Source organism: Pedobacter punctiformis, assembly GCF_027213715.1.
Taxonomy (GTDB): Bacteria; Bacteroidota; Bacteroidia; order Sphingobacteriales; family Sphingobacteriaceae; genus Pedobacter; species Pedobacter punctiformis.
Window position 1 is genome coordinate 89,022 of sequence record NZ_JAPWGM010000001.1, and the last position, 21,016, is coordinate 110,037.

Sequence of the window (21,016 nt, forward strand, 5' to 3'; positions counted from 1 at the left end):
TTAAAACTTTTTTTGGCAGTTGTTTTGTAATACGAAAGTAATACACACAAAAAACACTAATCAACATGAAAAAATTAACCATTCTAATGCTTTGCATTGTCACGCTGGGCCTGGCATCTTGCAAAAAAGACACGATTATCAGAGAGCAAATCAATGCCAGAACGTATAATTTTACCATAAAGGCTTCAGACTGGAAGCGTAATGCCAATGGAAGTTATTCGTCTTCATGGTTAAATCAGAAATTTGATGCTATTACTTTAGATGATGAAGGTATCCTTGTTTACTTTCAGCACCCTGCAGATGCGAATGGGGATATTCAATTACCATATACCTATAATTACAATGCTTTTAGTTACGAAATCTTTAATGGGGGTATTACATTTGATGTGCAAAACACCACCAATCTATTGAATTCAGTACCACCTAACTATGATACACTGGTAAAAGTTGTGATTGTTCCTTCAGAGTACGCTCAGTAAAAAATATACTAAAATTCTAAAAAGCGACCAATGTTCAATTGAACGTGGTCGTTTTTTTTATGCGCTCCCCTGTTCAGTTGCAAAGCACGAACCAGCACTCCGTTTCTTTCCAATAACAACTCATCATAAAAACCTTTGTAGTAAACATCTTTTACTTCAAAACGCCTGCTGTCCCAATTGCTTTTCAATTCGGCCCATTCAGGATAAAAAACAACCATTTCCTTTTCTGTCTTCAAGCCGATTTTTTCTGCATCTGCTTTATTTAAAACAACAGCGTTTCCAAGGATTCTTGCAGTATAAATATGTTCAGGATGCTGATAGATTTCTGCTGGTTTTCCAGTTTGAAGCAATTTCCCATCTTTAATAATTAACAGCTGATCAGCCAAAAATAAGCCATCTGCAGGATCATGAGACACCAGAATAACAGTTACACCCGTTTCTGCAGCAACACGCTTTATATCGCCTCTTAATTGGTTTTTCAGTAAAGCATCAACCTGGCTAAAAGGCTCGTCTAAAAGCAGCACTTGCGTATCAGCCACCATTGCCTTTGCTATGGCCACCCTTTGCTGCTCACCACCGCTTAATTCGATAATCTTTTTATTTTGCAACTGCGAAATACGCAAATGCTCCATAATCTGATTGGTTTTTTCAGCTTTGGTTTTTAAATCGGTGTTGGATAATTGTGAAGCTATGTTATCGTAAACTTTAGCATAAATATTCAGGGAGAAATCCTGAGTCACCATTTTCATTTGTTTGTGCCCCGGAATCAGTTGTTCATCAGGACCTTTTACCTTTTCATTCTGAAAAAAGATTTCTCCATCATCAATTTTAAGCAAACCATAAATAGATTTTAGTAAGGTTGATTTCCCACTGCCACTTTCGCCGATTATGGCAACTACATCTCCTTTTTTGATTTCGAAACTAATATTTTTAATACCTCCGGCTTGTGTAGCCTGGTATTGTTTCGTTACATTTTTTACACTGATTATAGTATCACTCACGGCCTAAAGATAAGCAATTTTGAAAACAAAACACGTGTAAAATAAAATAAATTTGCACGTGCAATTATATATTTATATATTTATATATGAGTACTAAATTAACTTTAACAATAGATAAAACAGTTATAGAACGAGCTAAAGCTTATGCTGAAAAACAAGGCCGGAGTTTATCCGCTGTAGTAGAAAATTATTTAAAGGCTGTTACCCGAAAGGAAGAAACTATTAGTACAGATGATGAACTTTCGCCAATAGTAAAATCCCTGATGATAAATCGTCCCAAAATAGATTTACCTCAAGACTATGATTATAAAGAGGAGTTATCAAAAATAAGAGATGAAAAGTATAAAAAATACTGGGGTAATGAAGATAAATAATATTTTAATTGACTCTGATATTCTACTTGATTTTTTTCTGCAACGAGAACCTTTCTTTGATGATTCTATAAAAATTTTAAGCCTGTGTGAAAAGAGGAAAGCTAATGGTTTTGTAACAGGTTTAATCATATCAAACACTTATTATCTTTTAAAAAAGCATTTTCAACATAAAATGATTGTGGCTGACTTTAAAAAGTTATTGATTTTCTTAGACGTACTAACAACAGATAAAAAGACTGTTTTACAGGCAATCGATTCTGAATTTGTGGATTTTGAAGATGCTTTACAAAATTTTTCTGCAGAAAGTCAGGGCTTAATTGATAGCATAATTACACGGAACATTAAAGATTATAAAAAAAGTAATCTTAGCATTTTAACTCCGGAAATGTTTCTCAATACACTTTAAATAAAACATCCTGCTCCGATAACCGAAGCAGGATTGATTTTATTTGTGTGTTGTGTTTTAATTTAAGCCTAAAGTTATCCCGAATGACATGTTTTTTAAACCTGACTGTGCTGCTGTGTTAAACATATCGTTGAAATAGTATTTGGTAAATAAGCCTAAAGCTCCATAACCAAATCTTACTGTACCGCCGTACCGAACCGACTGGAAGTGATAATCATCATATGATTTTTCTTTACCACGTTCATCACTGATCTGTTTAATCTTCCCGTTTAACAAAAAACTAACTTCAGGGCCTAATACAAAGTAAAATCTTTTTCCTTTATCATTTTCTTTGGTGCGCAATTCAAAGTTTAAGGGAATATGTACATAACTGCTGGAGAAACGGTTTTTAGAAAAAATAACCGGTTCATCGATATAAGTTAAAGCTGGTTGGTTTTTCTGAATGGTAATGTTATCTCTTAATCGAATCAGTGTCCAGTCGAAACCACCAGCAACATAAACTTTAAAATTAGAATTGAAACGGTAGCCAAATTGTAACACATCAAAAGAGAACGTGCTGGTTTTTCCGCCTTTGTAATCCAAAAACTGATTGTTAGGAGAAAGATTGAAACTTCCGTTATCGATTAATCTTGAAAAACCAATATCAACCCTTGTAAAAGTAATACCACCAATAAAACGACCTTTTTTCACAGAATCTGCCGACTTGGTTTTGATAATAATTCCATGCCCCTCACTATAATCTGTTTTACTTTTTTTGGTACTGTCTTGTTGAGCAAAAGCACCCTGAGCCATAACACCGGCAAGCCCGCTTACCATTAGTGCTGTAAAAATTAGATGTTTCATTTTATGTTGTGTTTGTCTGTGTTAAATTAATCAGCTGTTTAAGCGCTTATTTATTGTCAGCTTTTTTGCGTTTTCCAAATTTAAAGGGGCCTATATTGATTGATGAAATAGAAGAATCATCATCATCAGTTCTAAACTGGATAAACTTGTCTTTCCTTTTATCCACCTTGTTTACCACCAGGTTCACCAAATCGCCTACGTTTCTAATGCCTTTACTTTGTTCGTTCTCATTAACAGGCTCATCAGGTAAAACTGCAGTACCCGTTGAGGCATTTAAAGTTTCATTTTTAGCTGCAACAGCTTCTTTAATTCTTTCTGTCAAATCCTCCTGTTTAGCTTTCGGAACCTCTGCACTGGCAATTAAGGTTTCTTCTTTTACTATTTCAGGTTTTACCGCTGGTTTTTGTTTTTCCTCTTTTTTAACCTCCATTTTTGCAAATGAAGTCGCTTTCTTAACTTCAGGTCTTAATTTTGGAAACACTTCTTCTTTAACTTCAACCGGCTCTTTAAGTTCGGGTTTAGCTACATTTTCGTTAGAAGGTTTATTTACTTCAGTTTTAGTAAAATTCTCCGGCTTTTCTAAAGTTGTATCCTGATTATTTCTAATCAAAATTCCAACCGTAGTGATAACCAAAACTGCAGCAGCAGCCAACCAATAAACCGGTAATTTCCGGGTTTTCTTTGGTTCAATTTTTTGTTCTATATCGCTCCACAAATTTCTCGAAGGCGTAACTTCTGCATCAGCAAAAGCATCCTTAAATAACTGATCAAAATCTTTATCCGGTGTAGGTTGCATAACCAAATCCCTCCATTTTTATAATTTCTTCTTTTAAAATTGTCCTCGCCCTTGATAATTGTGATTTACTTGCCCCTTCGGTTATTCCAAGTGTTTCTGCAATCTCTCTGTGCGAGTAACCTTCTATTGCATACATATTAAACACCATGCGGTAACCATCGGCCAGTTTCTGAATCACTTTCATCAAATCCTGCATGCCCAACTGACTAAAATCAAAACCAGTTGATGGCTGTTCATATGCTTCATCTATTTCAACTACATTTAAGCTGCGTAAATTTTTACGGTAACTTTCTATTGCAGTATTAACCATTACTCTTCTAATCCAGCCTTCAAATGAGCCATCTCCCCTATAATCTTTAATTTTCTGAAAAACTTTGATGTAGCCCAATTGCAATACATCTTCTGCTTCCATCCTGTCTTTTGCGTACCGTATGCAAACTGCCAGCATTTTGGAAGCAGTTTGCTTATAAAGTATCTCCTGCATCTTCCGGTCGCCGGCTTTACAGCCTTCCATCAAATCGTTTATAGTATAGGGTTGAGTCAACTTCATTGTGTGTTTGTATATAGAAGATGATGGTTTACAAACAATGGTTGCATGAACGTTAATAAAAAGGTTAAATATTTTAGAAATGACATAACTACCTACTGATTATCAGCAAGATAAAAATTTAAATAAATTTCAAGAAAGATATTGTTTTTGTTTTGGAAAGCAAAATCAGCTTTTTTGAAAGAACAGTATGACTATTCATTGCGTACCTCAGCACGACAATGATGCAAACAAAAAGCCATCCCTTTTATTGGTATGGCTCTTTATAAGGTTAATTATTCATCTAAATTTACTATTCGGCTTTTTTCTTCACTTTAAACAATTTAAAATCCTGTTTATAGGTTAAAAAGAAAGAATGATTAAACTGAAGTTGTTTATCGCTGTTATCCAAATCAATATGAGGCTCAAAACGAACATCGAGGTATAAATTAGGGATTAACTCCTTTTGATAGGCATAACGCAAAGAAACAATGTTTCTGGCACTTTGCTTTAAGCCGTTGCTGTATAAATTAGAAGAAACTGATTCATATAACGGCATCCCTTTAATTGAAATAAAGTTATTGCCTTTCCAATAAGATCCAACCAAACTTCCCCACCTGGTTTCTACACCCGCATTTAACCATAATCCAAAACCGCCCTGATAAGCTCTCCTTTTATCAGGAGAAAAATCTTTGTAAACGGCCACATAGTTATCGGTGTAAATCTGTTTAATATTAGTGTTAATAGCTTTATGCAATTTCAATCCGGCAGCGCCATTAAATAATGTACTGATTGGAATTTCTTTCAAAACATCTATTTGTCCGCCCTGATGGAATGCTAAAAATTGTACCGGCACACTAAATTTCCAGCCATTATTTTCGGCAAGTGTTGTTTCTGTAGATAAACCTCCTATGATTTCCTCTTTTACGGGATCACCTTTATAGATCATTTTTTGCCAGGCAATCCAGGCATCCAGGTTAAACTTCTTTCTTTCAACTAATAATTGTGTCCCATATTCAATTGGAGTAGTAATGGTTCTTTCAAAATCATAAAGCGGTTCTATGTATTTATGCTGAATACCGCCTTCCAAACTTCCAAAGATTAATGTCAGGTTTCTTTTGTGGTATTTAACACTAAATAAAGGTTTTGCATCATAAACTCCATTGTGTCCAAAGTCTTTACGAATAAAAGCGCCGGCTGTAATGGCTAAATTAGGGTGTGCGTAATATACAATTTGCGGCTGTAACTGCGTGCCATATAAGGTATAACCATCATGAAAATCGTTGGTATACTCATAATTACGAACGTAGTTAAAGTTGTAAAAATTGAAATGCACTTCGTTGGTTAAACTGCTATCCGGACGGATTCTGTTTTCTATAGCCGACTGATCAAACTGGGCCGAAGCAAAATAAGAACTGAATAGAAATGATATGAAGAGTAGGGTCCTTTTCAGACCCGTGGTTTTAAACATAAGTTATGATTTTATCGCCCAAATTTAGGATAGTTTTTGTAAAGCAGATGTAGTTCTGTTGCTAATATTTATTATTTTACTTTAAACAGATCACAAGAAAATATTCAATTTATCTGTCTTCAATTATTAAATTATATATATTTTTACTTATTATTGACATCAATTATATGACGAAAATACAATTTGTTGATTGCCACAGGCTGCCGGAGAGGTCCTTTTTTTACAAAGGGAAGCAGTTTCCTATGTGTGCCAGATGCACAGGTATCTACGTTGGTTATGCTATTTTTATACCGATAATATTCTTTTTTAAAATAAATATATTCATTGCATTATTAGCCATAATGCCTACTACAATAGATGGCATAACCCAGGCATATTGTAAGCGTGAAAGCAACAATATCCTGAGATTTATTACAGGCATACTGGCTGGTTTTGGATTGGCAGGAATCAGCGATTTTATTGCCTATTATATTGTTGTATCTTTTAAATTCTTATATCATTTAATCTAATAAATTCACTTTCAAAATTTACAATCATGTCAGAAAACGAACCGTTTAACCCACAACAAAATCAACCCTTTAATCAAGAAAACCAACCTTTTAATCAATTTAACAATCAGTCGAATGAGGATTTGAGTACTGGGCTAAAAATACTTTCCTTTTGTATTCCTTTGGCAGGTGCGATTATTTATTTTGTGAAAAAAGATGAACAACCAGTAGCTGCAAAATCAGCCTGTAATTTGGCTTTAATTGGTTTTGGAGTTGGGGTAGTATTAAATATTATCAGCTACATGATCAGAGGCTAATATTTAATCAAAATTGATTAACTAAACTTTCTTCGGGTGCAGATCGCGAAGAAAGTTTAATTTATTTTTTTAAGCGGTAGTTTTTATAGAGTTTAACAGCAATCATAATAACCATTGCAATCCCCATAATTCCTATCAGGCCATAAATCCAGTTTATTGCACTTTTTACAATAACAATAAACACAATGGAAATCATAAAAATGGTGGCTAGTTCTCTCCACAACCTTAATTGAAAACTTGTTAGTTTACATCGATCGTTTTTGAGCTGCTTTACTATGTTCTGGCAAATAAAATGATAAATAAGTAAGCCAATTACAAAGCCAAGCTTAACCAGCATCCAGTCGGTTTGTAAAAGCCCCGTATTTAGCGTTAACATGGTTACCCCGGCGAGTACAGAAATAATCATGGCCGGTGTGGCTATAATCTTCCATAAAGTAGCCTCCATTTTAACAAATTGATTCCGGAGGATACTTTTTTCAGGTTCAGGCTTATCATTAGCCTCAGTATGGTAAATAAAAAGACTTAAAATATAGAATAACCCAGCCATCCAGCTAATCACGAAAACCACGTGCACAGCAATAATATAGTGGTAATATTCCATTAAAGATTCCATCATTTAATTTTATTTAAAACATAGGTATCCAACCAGGTTGGTACCCTAAGAAATTCTAATTCTAAAATTCCTTTTTTTATACTTCCAACAAACTGATGTTTAATTCCGGAATTATCCCAAAGATACGTCTCATCAACTCTTTTTAGCATATCGATTAATAAATCCATTGTCAAAAAGTAACGTTTCTCAATCTTTGACGCTTCCACTAAATGTCCACCCTTTTCAACCCTATCTTTTACCCGTTCCAGATTCATAAAGGGTGTTTCTGTTCCTATAAAATACAAATATACCTTATAATTATTTTGATGAGCAAAATCAATAAGTTCTAATTTGGCAGGATGTGAAAACACGGTTTCAAATGAAAATGATTTTTCATTTTCTATAAGTTTATAACGAATAAAATCAGCAAGAATAGCAAAATGATAAGAATTATAATGAACTGATTCTGTTAGCCCCTTAACGATAACATTTTCCCTGACAATTAAATTCCAGCTTTGAATAGTGAAGTCTGCCTTTAAAAACAAGCCATTATTAAAACAGAATGATTCAAAATCTTCATTGGAGACTTCAATCTCAAAATCAGATAAGTTGAGAAAGGTTTTTTTCTTAAACTCTTCCTCCAATAAATCTGCATTCACAAAAATTCTTGTAGAAAAGTAACTCGACTTTATAGAATCAAATAAAGTAGTTTTACCGGAACCATTAGGCCCGGCAAAAATTCTCAATTTGGGCTGTTGAGGCATTAAAAAAGTTTAATTCTCTTTGCTGCAGCTCGTCTTCTTTTAAAAACACCTTCTGCCACTTTCACAGTATCCCCATTATTAAATATCCTATATACACCATCAGTCCTAACTTCAGTTCTTCCTAAATTTAGAGCATCAACTACTCTTAGAACATCATCCATACTCCTATTAACTGCTTTTATTAATTGCTTAATCGGCAGCTTATCCTCGTCTCGTAGTGATTTAACAGTCATAAATAATTAAACAAAATGCAGTTATATAAATCAAATATAAAGATTTGCAACTGCTATTCAAAGGTTCTTTCAGTGAGTTTATGGTTTATTAATACCTAAACTCCTTAATTACGTCAATTGCATATTTTACATTATCAAAAGGGATATCAGGCATAATACCATGTCCTAAGTTAAAGATAAATCCATTTGTACCACGCATACGCTCAAACAACTGGTGGATATGTTTTTTAATAACCGGTTGATCAGCATACAAAATATGAGGATCTAAATTTCCCTGAACGGCAATATTTGAAGGTAAGCTATTTTTAATGTTTAGTAAATCTGCGTTCCAGTCTACCGAAATTACATCAGGCTTAGCCTCTGCCATAATTGGTGCAAAAACCGAACTTCCTTTACAGAAAGAAATCACCGGAATATCTTTCCTGTTTAAGTTAGAAATAATTTCCTGAATATAACGGTGAGAAAATTCCTGATAATCATTCCATGATAATGCCTGTGCCCAGCTATCGAAAATTTGAATGGCATTTACACCAGCCGCAATTTGAAGGTTTAAATAATCAGCAGTTACCTTAGCAATTTTAGCCAGTAATTTATGCGCAAGTTCTGGTTGATTATGCAGCATCAATTTGGTTAACTTAAAATCTTTTGAAGATCCGCCTTCCACCAAATAACTCATTACGGTAAAAGGCGCACCAGCGAAACCGATTAAAGGAATATTTCCATTCAAGCGTTGTTGAATCACTTTAATAGCATCGGCAACATATTGTAATTCGTCCAAACAATCTACATTCAGATTTTCGATATCCTGCGCTGTGCGAACTGGATTTGCAAATTTAGGCCCTACTCCTTGCGTAAAGCTTAAATCTCCACCCATGGCTTCTCCTGTTACCAGGATATCACAGAATAAAATGGCTGCATCAATACCCAACAAATCAACAGGCAGCATGGTTACATCTGCGGCAATTTCGGGTGTTTTACACATCTCTAAAAAAGAGTATTTGTTTTTAATTTCCCAATATTGTGGCATAAAACGACCTGCCTGACGCATCATCCATACGGGTGGGCGTTCTGTTTGTTTTGAAAATGCGGCGTCTAAAAATAAATTATTCTTCATTGTTGGATTTTGGATCCGGTTCTGCTATTCATAATAAAAACGAAGCATCTTCCTTACGTGAAAGAGATCCTTCGTTTCTCAGGATAACACCCGAATGCTTTATATTTTACTTATTTCTTTTTCTATTTTAACAATTATATCCTGCGATCGCTGCGTAGTTGCCAGTTCTTTCGCAAGTGCTGTATAAGCCACAGCCCGCTCTTTATCTCTTTTACGTAAAGCCAAATTAGCCAGATGGATTAATACATAAGATTTCTCATTTTTTCCACCTACCGAAAAACGACTGGCGATTTGAAAATGGTACTCTGCCTTATCATAATCTTCATCTTTTAAAGCCAGGTTGCCTTGCATAAATTCATAGTAACCTCTTCTGCTTTTTGATAGCCTTTCAGGGTGACTTACCTCTGCAAGCATCTCTCTAGTTTTTGCAAACTCATTATTTTTAAAATGCTTTGAGGCCAAAAGCACTGAGCTATGTTTAAAATGGCTCCAAACAACAAAAGCGAATAAAAACCCTGAAACAGCCGCCAGCTGATATTGATTGTAATACACACAAACCAATGCAGCCAGTACAAAAACAGCCATTAAAGCATATCTGCCTTTGTTATTGTACATTAATGGCTATCTGTAAATTTATAACCTACCCCGCGAATAGAATGGAAATAAACAGGATTTTTCTGATCCGGTTCAAAATATTTGCGGAAAGTTAAAATAAAGTTGTCAATCGTTCTGGTTGATGGATAAACATCATAATTCCAAACAGTTTCTAAAATTTGCTCACGTGAAACCGCATCGTTCTTACGTTCGATTAACAGTTTCAATAACATCGTTTCTTTTTTCGTTAACGGGGTTATGGTGCCATCATCCTGTTTCAATTCAAATGAGTTAAAATAGATGGTTTTATCTCCGATTTTGTAAGAGTTTAACTCTTTTAAATCATCAGATTTTAAACTGCGTTTAACCAAAATCCCTACGCGAAGAATTAATTCTTCAAGGTTAAATGGCTTAACTAAATAATCATCAGCTCCTTTTTTCAACCCCATAACACGATCTTCGGATGTGTTTTTAGCCGTTAAAAATAAAATAGGAACTTCAGTATTTTCTAAACGTATCGTTTCACATACCTGGAAACCATCCATTTCTGGTAGCATTACATCTAAAATAATTAGATTAAAGCGTTCTTCTTTAAATATTTTAAGAGCGGTTTTGCCATCTTTAACGGCATGAACTTTATAACCTTCAAGTTCGAGATTTAATTTGATGGCATCTAACAAGTGATCCTCGTCTTCAACCAATAGAATTCTTTGTTTTTGTGACATAATTGAGATTAACTAAATGTTACTTCAAAAATACTTCCTTTAGGCAGATTGTCTTTTACTGTAATATCTGCATCATGGTATTGTAAAACCTCTTTCACAATAAACAAGCCTAAACCTGTTCCCTTCGCTTTTCTGACATTCTCATTACCAACGCGGTAAAACTTATCAAATATCAACATTTTTTCGGCATCTGAAATACCTGGTCCTGTATCGGCCACACTTAGCTTAAGATGTCCGTCCACTTGATCTAAAACCACATTTATCTCGTCGCAGGGGTCTGAATATTTAACGGCATTTTCAATTAAATTGGTCACTACAGATGAAAGTGCAAATTTGTCACCTACTATCTGCAAATTTGGCTGAATTTTAGCCACAATAAGCTGTTCGTAACCGCACGAGTGGACCTGTAACCGATCCGTAATTTTATAAACCAGTTCTGAAAAATTAAATTCTTCCTTTGGAAAACTATAAGAACGGTTTTCAATTTTCGTTGCAAGCAACATATTCTCTACCAAATCATCCAAACGCTCAATATCTTTTAAGGAGTTGTTAAGCAGCGACGTTTGTCTGGCTTTATCCAGATCTCTTTTAACAATGGTTTGAATAGAAAGTTTGATTGCCGCTAATGGCGATTTCAATTCGTGCGTAATTGACATTAGAAAATTCTGTTGCTGCTCTCTTAACTTGTCTTCGCGTTTTAAAGACTGGTGTAGAAAATAACCGCCGATGCAGAGTAAAAACAAAAACACAGAACCTTCGCCCATAATCATAGTCATACGACTGGGTTGCAAACGCACAACCAATGTGCCCCAGGAAATAAGCTGTATTAGTGCGTAAAGCAGTAATGCATAAAATATGATAATGGATTTCTTCATTCTATTTTTTGATTCTTAAATCAATATTTTGCTTTTGGTTTAACAACATCTGTCATGCTGAGGTACGAAGCATCTGTTCATTGCCTGGAGATGCTTCGTACCTCAGCATGACAGTATCTCAAGGTCGCATTAAACAAAAAATATTTACACTTTCTATCTTGCGGAGACTATTAACAAACTTATTTCTTAAACACTAAATCCAATGCTTCAAATATAGCACGTTTTGCTTTCTCCAGCTCAATTTTAGTATGTGCTGCAGAAACAAAACCAACTTCGTAACCCGATGGGCCTAAATAAATTCCACGGTTTAATAATTCGCGGTGCATAATTTTAAATTTCTCCATGCTGCCTGCATCAATATCATCTGCAGATTGGATTTTATCTTTATCTGTAAAGGCGAACCAAAAGATAGATCCAACGGTAAAAACTTTAAATCTATAATTTCTGGCTGTTGCAAAACGTTGAATACTGGCTACAAATTCCTGTGCTTTAGTATTTAAATCCTTATAAAAACTCGATTTGCTTAACTCCGTTAACGTTGCTATACCTGCGGCCATGGCTACAGGATTTCCAGATAATGTTCCGGCCTGATAAACACCACCATCAGGAGAAATATGTGCCATAATTTCAGCAGATGCACCATACATCCCTACAGGCAAACCACCACCAATGATTTTTCCATAGGTTACAATATCCGGTGTAATGCCATAATGTGCTGCTGCACCTTCAAAACCTACCCTGAAACCCGTAATTACCTCATCAAAAATCAGTAATGATCCGTTATCCGTACATATTTTACGCAAAAACTTAACGTATTCCTCATCCTGAATAATCAAACCGTTATTCGCCGGTATGCCTTCTATAATTACTGCGGCAACCTGATCTTTAAATTGTGCGAAAGCCTGTTCAATTGCAGCCGTATCGTTTAAAGGAATAACAATGGTTTCTTCTGCAAAAGATTTTGGTACCCCCGCTGATGAAGTTTCACCAAAAGTAACCAATCCCGAACCTGCTTTTACCAATAAAGAATCACTGTGACCGTGGTAACAACCTTCGAATTTGATAATTTTATCACGACCGGTAAAGCCCCTGGCCAAACGAATGGCAGACATTACAGCTTCGGTTCCTGAACTTGTGAAACGTATTTTTTCTACAAAACGATTATTTTTTATAATCAGCTCTGCCAATTCATTTTCTAATGCTGTTGGTGCACCAAAACTCATCCCGTTTTGCATCACCTCAGTTACCTTTTCCCTGATTTTAGGGTTGTTGTGACCTAAAATTAATGGTCCCCAGCTGCCGCAAAAATCAATAAACTGGTTGCCATCAGCATCCCAGATAAAACAGCCATCGCCTTTTTCGATAAAAAGTGGAGTGCCATAAACAGATTTAAAAGCTCTGACAGGCGAATTTACACCACCAGGAAAATAGGTTTTTGATTTTTCATACAACTCGGCAGATTTTACCCTTGAAATATCAGGTTTACTTCCTGTATTTACCGGAACATCGGCTTCATTGCCTGAAAACATCTTTTTTAATGAATCTAACATTTTATTTAGCTAAAAGCTGAAAGACTAAGCTGAAAGGCAATAACCAGCGCCATAATTAGCGCTTCGATCTTTCTGCTCTGAGCTTTCCGCTTAAATTATATCCAATCGTTATTTAAAATATCTTTAATGTGGTAAGTGGTAATTATATTGGCTCCGGCGCGGGCAAAAGCATGCATGGTTTCCATTACTATTTTTTGTTCGTCTATCCAGCCTCTTTCAGCAGCGGCTTTAACCATGGCATACTCACCAGAAACATTATATACCGCAATTGGCAAGTTTGTATCTTGTTTCAATTTGTGAATAATATCCAGATAAGCCAATCCCGGTTTTACCATTAAAACGTCAGCACCTTCCTGTTCGTCTAATAAAGCTTCGCGTAAAGCTTCGCCCGGGTTTCTGAAATCCATTTGGTAGGCCTTTCTATCACCTTTACTTGGCGCACAATCTGCCGCTTCTCTAAACGGTCCATAATACGCGGATGCAAATTTTGTAGCATGACTCATAATGGCTGCATTTACAAAACCATTTTCATCAAGCAAATTACGCATGGCTGCAATACGCCCATCCATCATATCCGATGGCGCAAACATATCAGCACCTGCCTGTGCATGTGTCAAGGCCATTTTGGCAATTACTTCTACCGTTTTATCATTTTGTACGTAATCATTTTCTAAAATACCACAGTGCCCATGCGTGGTGTAAGAACAAACACAAACATCTGTAATTACGTATAAATCATCACCAAACTGCTTTTTTAACTCGCGAACTGCGGTCGGAACTAAAGAATGATCATGATAAGCAGACTTCGCATCTGCAGATTTCTCATCGCCAACACCAAAAAGCATCACTTTGTTTAAGCCTTTTTTTAACCCGCCTTCTATATCTTTAACCAAAGTATCTATAGAAAAGTGGTTTACACCCGGCATTGAATCAATCGCATGCGTAACATTTGTGCCCGGCACCACAAAATAAGGGTATACAAACATATCTTTTGATAACCGGGTTTCGGCCATCATCTCTCTTACCAACGGGTTTTTCCTTAATCTACGCGGACGATGTAACATATTTTATTTTATTTAGTTTCGAGCGTTAACTCTAACCATTTTGTTTTGCTGTCGTAATGGCTCCGGGTAAAGAACCATTTTCTTATTTATCTGAAAAGCGGATTAACCTTTTAAATAACTCCTGTCATATTAGGTTTTAAGAATCTACTTAATGTCAATTCCAAAAACGGCTTCTGCCAACCCAATTTCATCCGGAGAGTAGGGCAAAGTATATTTCACACCCATTTCGTCAAACTTTTTACCGGTAGAATTGCCAATTGCAATCACCTGTTGCCCGGGTTCCAATAAATTATCAACAAAATAAGCATCTACATTTGATGGACTTGTGAAGATTAAAACATCGGCAAAACTCTGGTCTATATTTTCTTCTATCACCGTTTCGTAGATTGGCAAATCAATCACCTTTGTATCAGCAGGTAACGATTTTTGTATCGATTGTAAAGAATCCTGAGCTCTTGGGAACATAACAATTTTTCCTGCAACTAATTGTGCAAAATCTTCGGCAACTTCGGTAATATCTCCGCTTGTGCCCACAAAGCTGGCTGCATGCCCATACTTGCGCAAAGCATCTTCCGAGCCACGTCCAACTACGCCAAATTGTGTTTTCTTTGGCAATAAAGGTTTAAGGCTAAAAAAATACTCCACTCCATTTCGACTGCTAAAGAAAATCCAGTCGATGTTTTTTAAAATAAACTGATCTAAAACCGTAACAATTGGAAAAGTACGGATTAAAGAACGCCCTTCTATTTCTATATTATTGTTTTCCAGTGCTTTGCGGAAATAACTATGCTCACCAATTTCGCGGGAAATAAAAACCTTTGCAGGTTTCTTTCTTTCTGCATTAAATTTAGCCACTACTTTTTCGGCAAGGCCTTCTGTCGTTTCTGAGCGTAGAAATAAACGCTCCGGAAAATCTTCTGCTGTTTCAGCTTTTGCTGTCCAAACTTCAAATTGTCCGTTTTCCTTTTTACAGTAACAACCTAAAGGCATATGGCAGCCTCCTTCAAAAAGGTTTAAAACTTTACGTTCTACCCCTACTTCTTCGGCTGTATCCGGGTGATTTAATTTTTGAATAACCGCAAAAAGTTCAGGATCGTTATCTCTGATCTGAATACCCAAAGCACCCTGAGCAGGCGCCGGAATAAATTCAGTAGTATCAAGTTCTTCTACATGTAAATCACTTAAATCTAATCCTAAACGTTTTACGCCTGCTTTGGCAAGCATAATAGCGTCATAATCTTCGTCTCTAAGCTTCTGGATTCTGGTGGGTACGTTTCCGCGTAAATCTTCAACTTCTAAATCAGAACGTAAACCCAATAACTGTGCTTTACGGCGGTTGGATGAAGTACCAACCATAGCACCTTTTTTTAGAGAAAGTTTTTGAGAGAAATCAACACAATCTTTTAAAATTAAAAGGTACTCTGTAGCTTCTTCCCTGACCGGGATTGCCGCAATAGTTAAACCTGCGGGATGATTTGTAGGTAAATCTTTTAGTGAGTGTACCGCTAAATCAATGGTACCGATTAACAATTCTTCTTCAAGCTCTTTAGTAAAAAAGCCTTTTCCTTCCAGTTTATCCAACCGAAGGTTTAGAATTTTATCGCCCTGTGTTTTAATAATTTTTAGTTCAGCTTCGATTCCATTTGCCGCCAGTTCATCTTTAATGTGATTGGCTTGCCATAAGGCCAGGTCGCTACCGCGTGTTCCGATGATTAATTTCTTCACTATAACGTTTAAATGATTTGCAAATTTAAGGTAAATACCTCTTTATCTTATAAAATGTTTAAAAATGAGACAGTGAGGTTACAGAGTTAAATGATTTAATGGATTTCTATGACACTCATCGTTCTAAATTACTCTTTTTTTGTTTTGGATCAATAACCTTTATGGCATTCTGGATTACAAATTGTTGTAACGTTTCGGGCCTCAGCAAGAGAAGGAGTAAATAAACAGTGCAATATGAGCCTGCTTTCAGGATAAAAAATCTGAAAAGAAATAACTTTTTAAAGAGGAAAGAAAAGTTAAGATTGATTAACCAGAATTTCTTTAGCCATAATCATCGGAACACTGATGCATTTTTTCTCCATGTAGTTCATCACACGTTCTAAAACTTCACGGGAGGCATCATCCAGTTGATTAATTTCATCAGCAAATACACCATTCATAGCTGTATTTTTAATTTCCTTAATCTTTTTTGGCACTTCCTGCATTGCCAGCTCAATACGGCGTTGTTTTAATACATAGAAAAACTCTGCAATATTAGTGCTGATAATTTCTTCTGCATGAACCAGTTCTTTGTAACGTTCCTGAATATTTTTACGGGCAACTTCTTTTAAAGATTCTACCTCGATATAATGAATAGGATTATTATGAACAACGGTGGGATCAACATCATTAGGAATTGCTAAATCTACAATTACCTTTTTCGATTTGTCGCCATTAAGCAACTTACTATAAAGTTTTTCGGTAATAATAACTTCAGTTGAACCTGTACAGGTAATAATAACATCAAAACCTTCATTAAAATTTTCAAGCGCATTTAAATCAAAAGCTCTTCCGTTTAACTCTGCGGCTAAGGTTTTTGCTTTTGACAGCGTACGGTTAAAAATAGAGAAGTTGGAGTATTTGTGTTTATTAAGATATTTTGCAATATTTTGATTGGTTTCGCCGGCACCTATAATTAAAATGCGTGAATTTCCACACATATTTAATTCTTTAAGTTTACGGTAAGCTAATGAAACAACCGAAACCGGGTTTTTAGAAATATTGGTGTGGGTATAAACTTCTTTAGCCGTCTTAACTACACGATCCATAATCATTCTCATATAATCGCCTGTAAAACCTGCATCACGACAATTTTCGTAAGCTTTACGGATTTGTGCCAGAATTTCTTTTTCGCCAACAACCAAACTCTCTAAAGAGCACGATGTTCTTAAAAGGTGATTAAACGCTTCTTCGTTTTCGTAAACAGAAACATTATCAATAAAGCGTTCTAAAAATTCTTCAGGCAAACCCATGTCTAAAATCCTCAAAAATTTGGTTACAAATTCTTTATCGGTTTTCTCTTTGGTTAAAAAGATAAATTCTACACGGTTACAGGTACCAACGTAAAAAATTTCACTCACCGGAAGTTGTGTACGAATATTTTGCAGCCTGCTTTCCAGGCTCTGATCGCAAATTACTAACTTACCTAAAGATTGCAGGTCTAAATGGTGATGCGTAAAAGCTATTACTTTTAAATATTCCAATGGGTTTCCGTTATTAACTATTATCGGGATACAAAAGTAACAAGGTAGAGGCATGTCACTGTCATTAACCTGTAATTTACATCAATTTAGAACGGTTTTAAATAGATGCAAAATGCTGACAATCGTTCTTCTGCCTCTAAATAATCGTTTTAAATATGTGCCTGATTTTATATTACAGCAAGGTTAAATCATTTTATATCACTTAATGTATATTACGAAATTATTGAAGAATGGTTGCCGGTGCATCAATTTTAAATTGATTTGGTCAGCATAATTAAAATTAATTGGCCGAATGCTTCTTTATTTTTATCAACTAACTGGGATTTTATCGAAAGGATTTCAATAAAAAAGGCAGAAATCGTGTGATTTCTGCCTTCGTTTTTTTAACCGGGGAATAATTATGGATTATTTTTTTTCCACTCGTCAGTTTTAGCTTCTATTTTATCTCCAATTTCTTCAGCTTTATTTGCTGCATCAGATTTCAAAGCATCAACTTTAGCTTCAGCTTTCGCTACCTCCTCATCCTTTTCTGAAGTTAAATCATCCCATTTATCTTCAGCTTTATCTTTAAGTTCAGCAGCTTTCACTTTTGCATCATCCCAGGCATCTTCAGCCTTGTCTTTTGCAACATCCCAGGCATCCTCTGCTTTATCTTTTGCATCTTCCCAGGCATCTTCTGCTTTGTCTTTAAATTCGTTTAATTTTCCTTTAAGATTATCAAAAAATCCTTTTTCTGATTCTTGGTTTGGGTTTTGGTTCTCTGTCGACATTTCTTTAAATTTAAACGAAATATAACAAACTTTATACCAATAAAATTGGTTTACAATAAATGATTAAACAAAATAATTTTAGTCTTGCCGGTGCCAATGGCAAATTAATTACCGGCGACATTACCCAGGAAGATAATGGCTCTAAAAAACCTGTTATCATATTTATTCATGGTTTTAAAGGTTTTAAAGATTGGGGTGCCCATAACCTGGTTGCCCGTTATTTTGCAAATAATGGCTTTTGCTACATCAAGTTTAATTTATCGCATGGTGGTGTTCCGGCAGACAATCCAAAGGATGTTACCGACTTAAAAGCTTTCGCAGAAAACACCATTTCAAAAGAGTTATTTGATGTAAACGCTGTACTGGATTTTATTCAGAAAATTTACGGGGATCATACAGAAATTAATTTAATCGGACATAGTCGCGGTGGTGGACTGAGCATTATCGAAGCTGCTAATGATCTAAGGATCAACAAACTGATTACCTGGAGTTCTATCGCGGATTTTAGTAGTCTTTGGAAAAAGGAACAGGAAGCAGAATGGCTGGAAACAGGTCAAATTTATGTAACCAATGCCCGAACCAAAGAACAAATGCCGCTTAATAAAACATTACTGGAAGATTTTGATGCACATGCTGAAACAATGAACATCGTTAATGCAGCTAAAAGAATCAATATTCCGTGGTTAATTGTGCATGGCAGCGACGATATTAATGTTTCCTTTGAGGTTGCCCAAAGTTTGGCCAATGCCAACCCAAACAGCCGATTGGTTAAAATTGAAAATGCCAATCATGTTTATGGAGCCTCGCATCCTTATGAAAGCGGGGATTTGCCTCCACAATTATTTAAAGTTTGCGAGAAATGTTTGGTATTTTTAAGTGGAGGCAGGATATGAATTGATATTTAATTATCTAAATTTGGCCCATATCTTTAATTAAATGTTAATAGAAGAAATCACGTCTCTAAAGTATTTTAAAACTAATTTTCAAACATTTATTATCTGTCTTTCTTTAATAATCTGCCTTTTTATTGTTTCTGATGCATACTTAAGCCCATTAAAAATCAGAACAGAATTTATAATGGATTTAGAAAATTATAGTAGCTATTCCAAATTTGGGAAAAGCCAGGATAAAACTTTCGTTGTTAAAACGAAAGAGAAAAAATATGTTGTTCCGGGTAGCCTTTACAATGAAATAGAAGATAAAGACTCAATTGTTATCCATTCATCAGCCCTGACTGGCTCAATACAAAAACTCGATTTAAAAAGAAACAATAATTTGATTTCATATCAAGCTGGTTTTATTAGAAGCCAATGGGGACTATTTATGACATCTTTACTAATGATTGGACTTATATCATTTTATTTTTTTTCCAAAAATATTAAAGAGGAGTACACAAGAAGAAATCTATTAATATTTTTATGCCTTGCTCCCTACGCACTATTATTATTTCATTTTGATGTGAATTTTTATCTGAAATAAATCTTATTTACAATTAGCTTCTCTGAATTAACTGCCGCATATCGCTTCCGCTTGGGTTTTGGAAAATTTCCAGATCAAAGTATGGCACCGCAGCCAGCAAATGGTCAAATATATCGGCAGCAACTTCTTCAAATTTCTTAAGCCCTTTTTCTTTTGAAAATACATAAATCTCAACAGGCAAACCATTTTCTGTTGCCTGAAGCTGGCGAACCATAAAAGTTAAATTGGTATTAATGTAGGGATTGCTCTCGAGGTATTTTTCTGCATATACCCTGAAAGTACCAATATTAGTCATGTGCCGGCCATTAACCAAATTACCAGGGTTAACCGTATGCTCGGCGTTGTAACGTTCTATTTCCTGCTGGGTTTCTTTTAAATAATCTTTAAGAAAATCAATACTCTGTAATCGTTGAATAAGCTCATCATCACAAAATTTAATACTTGAAATTTTGATATTGATGTGTCTTTTTATTCTGCGTCCTTCACTCTCTTCCATTGCACGCCAGTTTTTAAACGATTCACTTACAATCGCATAACTCGGCACAATGGTTACTGTTTTATCCCAGTTACGAACTTTAATTGTGGTTAAATTAATCTCTGTAACCTCGCCATCAGCACCATACTTTTCTACAGTAATCCAGTCTCCTACCCTAACCAAATCAATTGCACTCATTTGTACCGAGGCCACAAAACCTAAAATGGGATCTCTGAAAACCAGAATAAAAACCGCTGTAACCGCACCAAAACCTCCAAAAATATACAGTGGAGATTCATTTAATATGATGGATAAAATCAGTACAAAACCAACAATATAGAAAACTATTTTTGCAACTTGCTTATAACTCCTAATGGGTTTATCGGCATATTTCCTGGTGCTTTCCATAATAGAAACCAATGCATTAAGAAATGCATTTACAGCAAACATGACCGCCAAAACCACATAAATTTTCGCAAAGATTAAAGCATAGAAATGTGCCTTTTTAAAATCAATGAAAAGATAAGGGATAACGCTGTATAAAATATAAGCAACAAAAATGAGCGCAAAAGCCCTAAAAACACGAAACTCCAGTAAGGCTGACTGCCATTGGGGTTTTCGTTTAATGATTATTTTATTAATGACACCAATAAATATTTGTCTGGTAATAAATAGCGTAACGAATAAAAACAGAACTAAGCAAAGAAGTCCGATGGATAAATAAGCATACTTTAACCCAGAGCCCGCAAAGCCATTTTCGGTAAGCAAAGTTCTGAGCTGTGTAAAAAGCGTTTGGAAATCTATGATCATCGTTAATTACCTGAAAAAATAA

The 21,016-nt window shown here is 35.3% G+C and carries 25 protein-coding genes; 7 read left to right on the plus strand and 18 right to left on the minus strand.

Annotated elements, in window-relative coordinates:
• Positions 1 to 65 precede the first annotated feature (65 nt).
• Positions 66 to 479, plus strand: coding sequence for a hypothetical protein (locus O0955_RS00385; protein ID WP_269425561.1), 414 nt, complete (start codon positions 66 to 68; stop codon positions 477 to 479).
• 8 nt (positions 480 to 487) lie between these two features.
• On the opposite strand, the gene O0955_RS00390 is transcribed toward O0955_RS00385, so the two are convergent.
• Entirely contained in the window at positions 488 to 1,480 is a 993-nt protein-coding gene (locus O0955_RS00390) for an ABC transporter ATP-binding protein (protein ID WP_269425562.1), read from the minus strand.
• Positions 1,481 to 1,566: 86 nt separating this feature from the next.
• Between O0955_RS00390 and O0955_RS00395 the strand changes: the two genes are divergently transcribed.
• Positions 1,567 to 1,854, plus strand: a complete 288-nt coding sequence (locus O0955_RS00395) for a DUF6364 family protein (RefSeq protein WP_269425563.1) — start codon at positions 1,567 to 1,569, stop codon at positions 1,852 to 1,854.
• Positions 1,814 to 2,260, plus strand: a complete 447-nt coding sequence (locus O0955_RS00400; RefSeq protein ID WP_269425564.1) for a type II toxin-antitoxin system VapC family toxin — start codon at positions 1,814 to 1,816, stop codon at positions 2,258 to 2,260. The genes O0955_RS00395 and O0955_RS00400 overlap by 41 nt, the downstream gene beginning before the upstream one ends.
• A gap of 57 nt (positions 2,261 to 2,317) precedes the next feature.
• Here the strand turns inward: O0955_RS00400 and O0955_RS00405 are convergent, their stop codons facing one another.
• From O0955_RS00405 to O0955_RS00420, 4 genes are all read right to left on the minus strand, one after another.
• Positions 2,318 to 3,103, minus strand: coding sequence for an outer membrane beta-barrel protein (locus O0955_RS00405; protein WP_269425565.1), 786 nt, complete (start codon positions 3,101 to 3,103; stop codon positions 2,318 to 2,320).
• A 46-nt stretch (positions 3,104 to 3,149) separates the two neighbouring features.
• Positions 3,150 to 3,899 carry a hypothetical protein gene (locus tag O0955_RS00410; RefSeq protein WP_269425566.1) on the minus strand — a complete coding sequence of 250 codons (750 nt, stop codon included), beginning with the start codon at positions 3,897 to 3,899 and terminating at the stop codon, positions 3,150 to 3,152.
• Entirely contained in the window at positions 3,880 to 4,449 is a 570-nt protein-coding gene (locus tag O0955_RS00415; RefSeq protein ID WP_269425567.1) for an RNA polymerase sigma factor, read from the minus strand. Before O0955_RS00415 ends, O0955_RS00410 begins: the two co-directional genes overlap by 20 nt.
• 289 nt (positions 4,450 to 4,738) lie before the next feature.
• Entirely contained in the window at positions 4,739 to 5,896 is a 1,158-nt protein-coding gene (locus O0955_RS00420) for a hypothetical protein (protein ID WP_269425568.1), read from the minus strand.
• A 167-nt stretch (positions 5,897 to 6,063) separates the two neighbouring features.
• Here O0955_RS00420 and O0955_RS00425 point away from each other — a divergent pair, with 167 nt between their 5' ends.
• Positions 6,064 to 6,405: a DUF2085 domain-containing protein gene (locus tag O0955_RS00425; RefSeq protein WP_269425569.1), complete on the plus strand. Its 342-nt coding sequence runs from the start codon at positions 6,064 to 6,066 to the stop codon at positions 6,403 to 6,405.
• A gap of 26 nt (positions 6,406 to 6,431) precedes the next feature.
• Positions 6,432 to 6,701, plus strand: coding sequence for a hypothetical protein (locus O0955_RS00430; protein WP_269425570.1), 270 nt, complete (start codon positions 6,432 to 6,434; stop codon positions 6,699 to 6,701).
• Positions 6,702 to 6,762: 61 nt separating this feature from the next.
• On the opposite strand, the gene O0955_RS00435 is transcribed toward O0955_RS00430, so the two are convergent.
• From O0955_RS00435 to O0955_RS00490, 12 genes are all read right to left on the minus strand, one after another.
• Positions 6,763 to 7,317, minus strand: coding sequence for a CopD family protein (locus tag O0955_RS00435; RefSeq protein ID WP_269425571.1), 555 nt, complete (start codon positions 7,315 to 7,317; stop codon positions 6,763 to 6,765).
• Positions 7,314 to 8,039: an ATPase gene (locus tag O0955_RS00440; protein ID WP_269425572.1), complete on the minus strand. Its 726-nt coding sequence runs from the start codon at positions 8,037 to 8,039 to the stop codon at positions 7,314 to 7,316. Before O0955_RS00440 ends, O0955_RS00435 begins: the two co-directional genes overlap by 4 nt.
• A 17-nt stretch (positions 8,040 to 8,056) precedes the next feature.
• Positions 8,057 to 8,290 (minus strand): hypothetical protein, encoded by a 234-nt coding sequence (locus tag O0955_RS00445; protein WP_269425573.1) that lies wholly within the window; start codon positions 8,288 to 8,290, stop codon positions 8,057 to 8,059.
• Between the two features lie 88 nt (positions 8,291 to 8,378).
• On the minus strand, positions 8,379 to 9,404 hold the full coding sequence (gene hemE, locus O0955_RS00450) for a uroporphyrinogen decarboxylase (protein WP_269425574.1): 1,026 nt from the start codon (positions 9,402 to 9,404) through the stop codon (positions 8,379 to 8,381).
• Positions 9,405 to 9,503: 99 nt separating this feature from the next.
• Entirely contained in the window at positions 9,504 to 10,019 is a 516-nt protein-coding gene (locus O0955_RS00455; RefSeq protein WP_269425575.1) for a hypothetical protein, read from the minus strand.
• On the minus strand, positions 10,019 to 10,723 hold the full coding sequence (locus tag O0955_RS00460) for a response regulator transcription factor (RefSeq protein ID WP_269425576.1): 705 nt from the start codon (positions 10,721 to 10,723) through the stop codon (positions 10,019 to 10,021). The genes O0955_RS00455 and O0955_RS00460 overlap by 1 nt, the downstream gene beginning before the upstream one ends.
• A gap of 8 nt (positions 10,724 to 10,731) precedes the next feature.
• Positions 10,732 to 11,598, minus strand: a complete 867-nt coding sequence (locus O0955_RS00465; protein ID WP_269425577.1) for a sensor histidine kinase — start codon at positions 11,596 to 11,598, stop codon at positions 10,732 to 10,734.
• A gap of 179 nt (positions 11,599 to 11,777) precedes the next feature.
• Positions 11,778 to 13,148, minus strand: a complete 1,371-nt coding sequence (gene hemL / locus O0955_RS00470) for a glutamate-1-semialdehyde 2,1-aminomutase (protein WP_269425578.1) — start codon at positions 13,146 to 13,148, stop codon at positions 11,778 to 11,780.
• A 95-nt stretch (positions 13,149 to 13,243) separates the two neighbouring features.
• Positions 13,244 to 14,212 (minus strand): porphobilinogen synthase, encoded by a 969-nt coding sequence (gene hemB / locus O0955_RS00475; protein ID WP_269425579.1) that lies wholly within the window; start codon positions 14,210 to 14,212, stop codon positions 13,244 to 13,246.
• A 144-nt stretch (positions 14,213 to 14,356) separates the two neighbouring features.
• Entirely contained in the window at positions 14,357 to 15,937 is a 1,581-nt protein-coding gene (gene hemC / locus O0955_RS00480) for a hydroxymethylbilane synthase (RefSeq protein ID WP_269425580.1), read from the minus strand.
• A gap of 296 nt (positions 15,938 to 16,233) precedes the next feature.
• Positions 16,234 to 17,460, minus strand: a complete 1,227-nt coding sequence (gene hemA / locus O0955_RS00485; RefSeq protein ID WP_269425581.1) for a glutamyl-tRNA reductase — start codon at positions 17,458 to 17,460, stop codon at positions 16,234 to 16,236.
• 398 nt (positions 17,461 to 17,858) lie between these two features.
• A complete protein-coding gene (locus O0955_RS00490) occupies positions 17,859 to 18,230 on the minus strand; it encodes a YtxH domain-containing protein (RefSeq protein WP_269425582.1) in 372 nt (123 codons plus the stop codon).
• A gap of 59 nt (positions 18,231 to 18,289) precedes the next feature.
• On the opposite strand from O0955_RS00490, the gene O0955_RS00495 reads away from it, so the two are divergent.
• Positions 18,290 to 19,123, plus strand: a complete 834-nt coding sequence (locus O0955_RS00495) for an alpha/beta hydrolase family protein (RefSeq protein WP_269425583.1) — start codon at positions 18,290 to 18,292, stop codon at positions 19,121 to 19,123.
• A 43-nt stretch (positions 19,124 to 19,166) separates the two neighbouring features.
• Positions 19,167 to 19,709, plus strand: a complete 543-nt coding sequence (locus O0955_RS00500) for a hypothetical protein (protein WP_269425584.1) — start codon at positions 19,167 to 19,169, stop codon at positions 19,707 to 19,709.
• A 13-nt stretch (positions 19,710 to 19,722) separates the two neighbouring features.
• Here the strand turns inward: O0955_RS00500 and O0955_RS00505 are convergent, their stop codons facing one another.
• Positions 19,723 to 20,994, minus strand: coding sequence for a mechanosensitive ion channel family protein (locus O0955_RS00505; RefSeq protein ID WP_269425585.1), 1,272 nt, complete (start codon positions 20,992 to 20,994; stop codon positions 19,723 to 19,725).
• Positions 20,995 to 21,016 lie beyond the last annotated feature (22 nt).

Coding starts and splice junctions, on each gene's coding strand:
- O0955_RS00385 (WP_269425561.1), top strand. CDS start 66: ATGAAAAAATTAACCATTCTAATGCTTTGCATTGTCACGCTGGGCCTG.
- O0955_RS00395 (WP_269425563.1), top strand. CDS start 1,567: ATGAGTACTAAATTAACTTTAACAATAGATAAAACAGTTATAGAACGA.
- O0955_RS00400 (WP_269425564.1), top strand. CDS start 1,814: ATGAAAAGTATAAAAAATACTGGGGTAATGAAGATAAATAATATTTTA.
- O0955_RS00405 (WP_269425565.1), bottom strand. CDS start 3,103: ATGAAACATCTAATTTTTACAGCACTAATGGTAAGCGGGCTTGCCGGT.
- O0955_RS00410 (WP_269425566.1), bottom strand. CDS start 3,899: ATGCAACCTACACCGGATAAAGATTTTGATCAGTTATTTAAGGATGCT.
- O0955_RS00415 (WP_269425567.1), bottom strand. CDS start 4,449: ATGAAGTTGACTCAACCCTATACTATAAACGATTTGATGGAAGGCTGT.
- O0955_RS00420 (WP_269425568.1), bottom strand. CDS start 5,896: ATGTTTAAAACCACGGGTCTGAAAAGGACCCTACTCTTCATATCATTT.
- O0955_RS00425 (WP_269425569.1), top strand. CDS start 6,064: ATGACGAAAATACAATTTGTTGATTGCCACAGGCTGCCGGAGAGGTCC.
- O0955_RS00430 (WP_269425570.1), top strand. CDS start 6,432: ATGTCAGAAAACGAACCGTTTAACCCACAACAAAATCAACCCTTTAAT.
- O0955_RS00435 (WP_269425571.1), bottom strand. CDS start 7,317: ATGATGGAATCTTTAATGGAATATTACCACTATATTATTGCTGTGCAC.
- O0955_RS00445 (WP_269425573.1), bottom strand. CDS start 8,290: ATGACTGTTAAATCACTACGAGACGAGGATAAGCTGCCGATTAAGCAA.
- hemE (WP_269425574.1), bottom strand. CDS start 9,404: ATGAAGAATAATTTATTTTTAGACGCCGCATTTTCAAAACAAACAGAA.
- O0955_RS00455 (WP_269425575.1), bottom strand. CDS start 10,019: ATGTACAATAACAAAGGCAGATATGCTTTAATGGCTGTTTTTGTACTG.
- O0955_RS00460 (WP_269425576.1), bottom strand. CDS start 10,723: ATGTCACAAAAACAAAGAATTCTATTGGTTGAAGACGAGGATCACTTG.
- O0955_RS00465 (WP_269425577.1), bottom strand. CDS start 11,598: ATGAAGAAATCCATTATCATATTTTATGCATTACTGCTTTACGCACTA.
- hemL (WP_269425578.1), bottom strand. CDS start 13,148: ATGTTAGATTCATTAAAAAAGATGTTTTCAGGCAATGAAGCCGATGTT.
- hemB (WP_269425579.1), bottom strand. CDS start 14,212: ATGTTACATCGTCCGCGTAGATTAAGGAAAAACCCGTTGGTAAGAGAG.
- O0955_RS00490 (WP_269425582.1), bottom strand. CDS start 18,230: ATGTCGACAGAGAACCAAAACCCAAACCAAGAATCAGAAAAAGGATTT.
- O0955_RS00495 (WP_269425583.1), top strand. CDS start 18,290: ATGATTAAACAAAATAATTTTAGTCTTGCCGGTGCCAATGGCAAATTA.
- O0955_RS00500 (WP_269425584.1), top strand. CDS start 19,167: ATGTTAATAGAAGAAATCACGTCTCTAAAGTATTTTAAAACTAATTTT.
- O0955_RS00505 (WP_269425585.1), bottom strand. CDS start 20,994: ATGATCATAGATTTCCAAACGCTTTTTACACAGCTCAGAACTTTGCTT.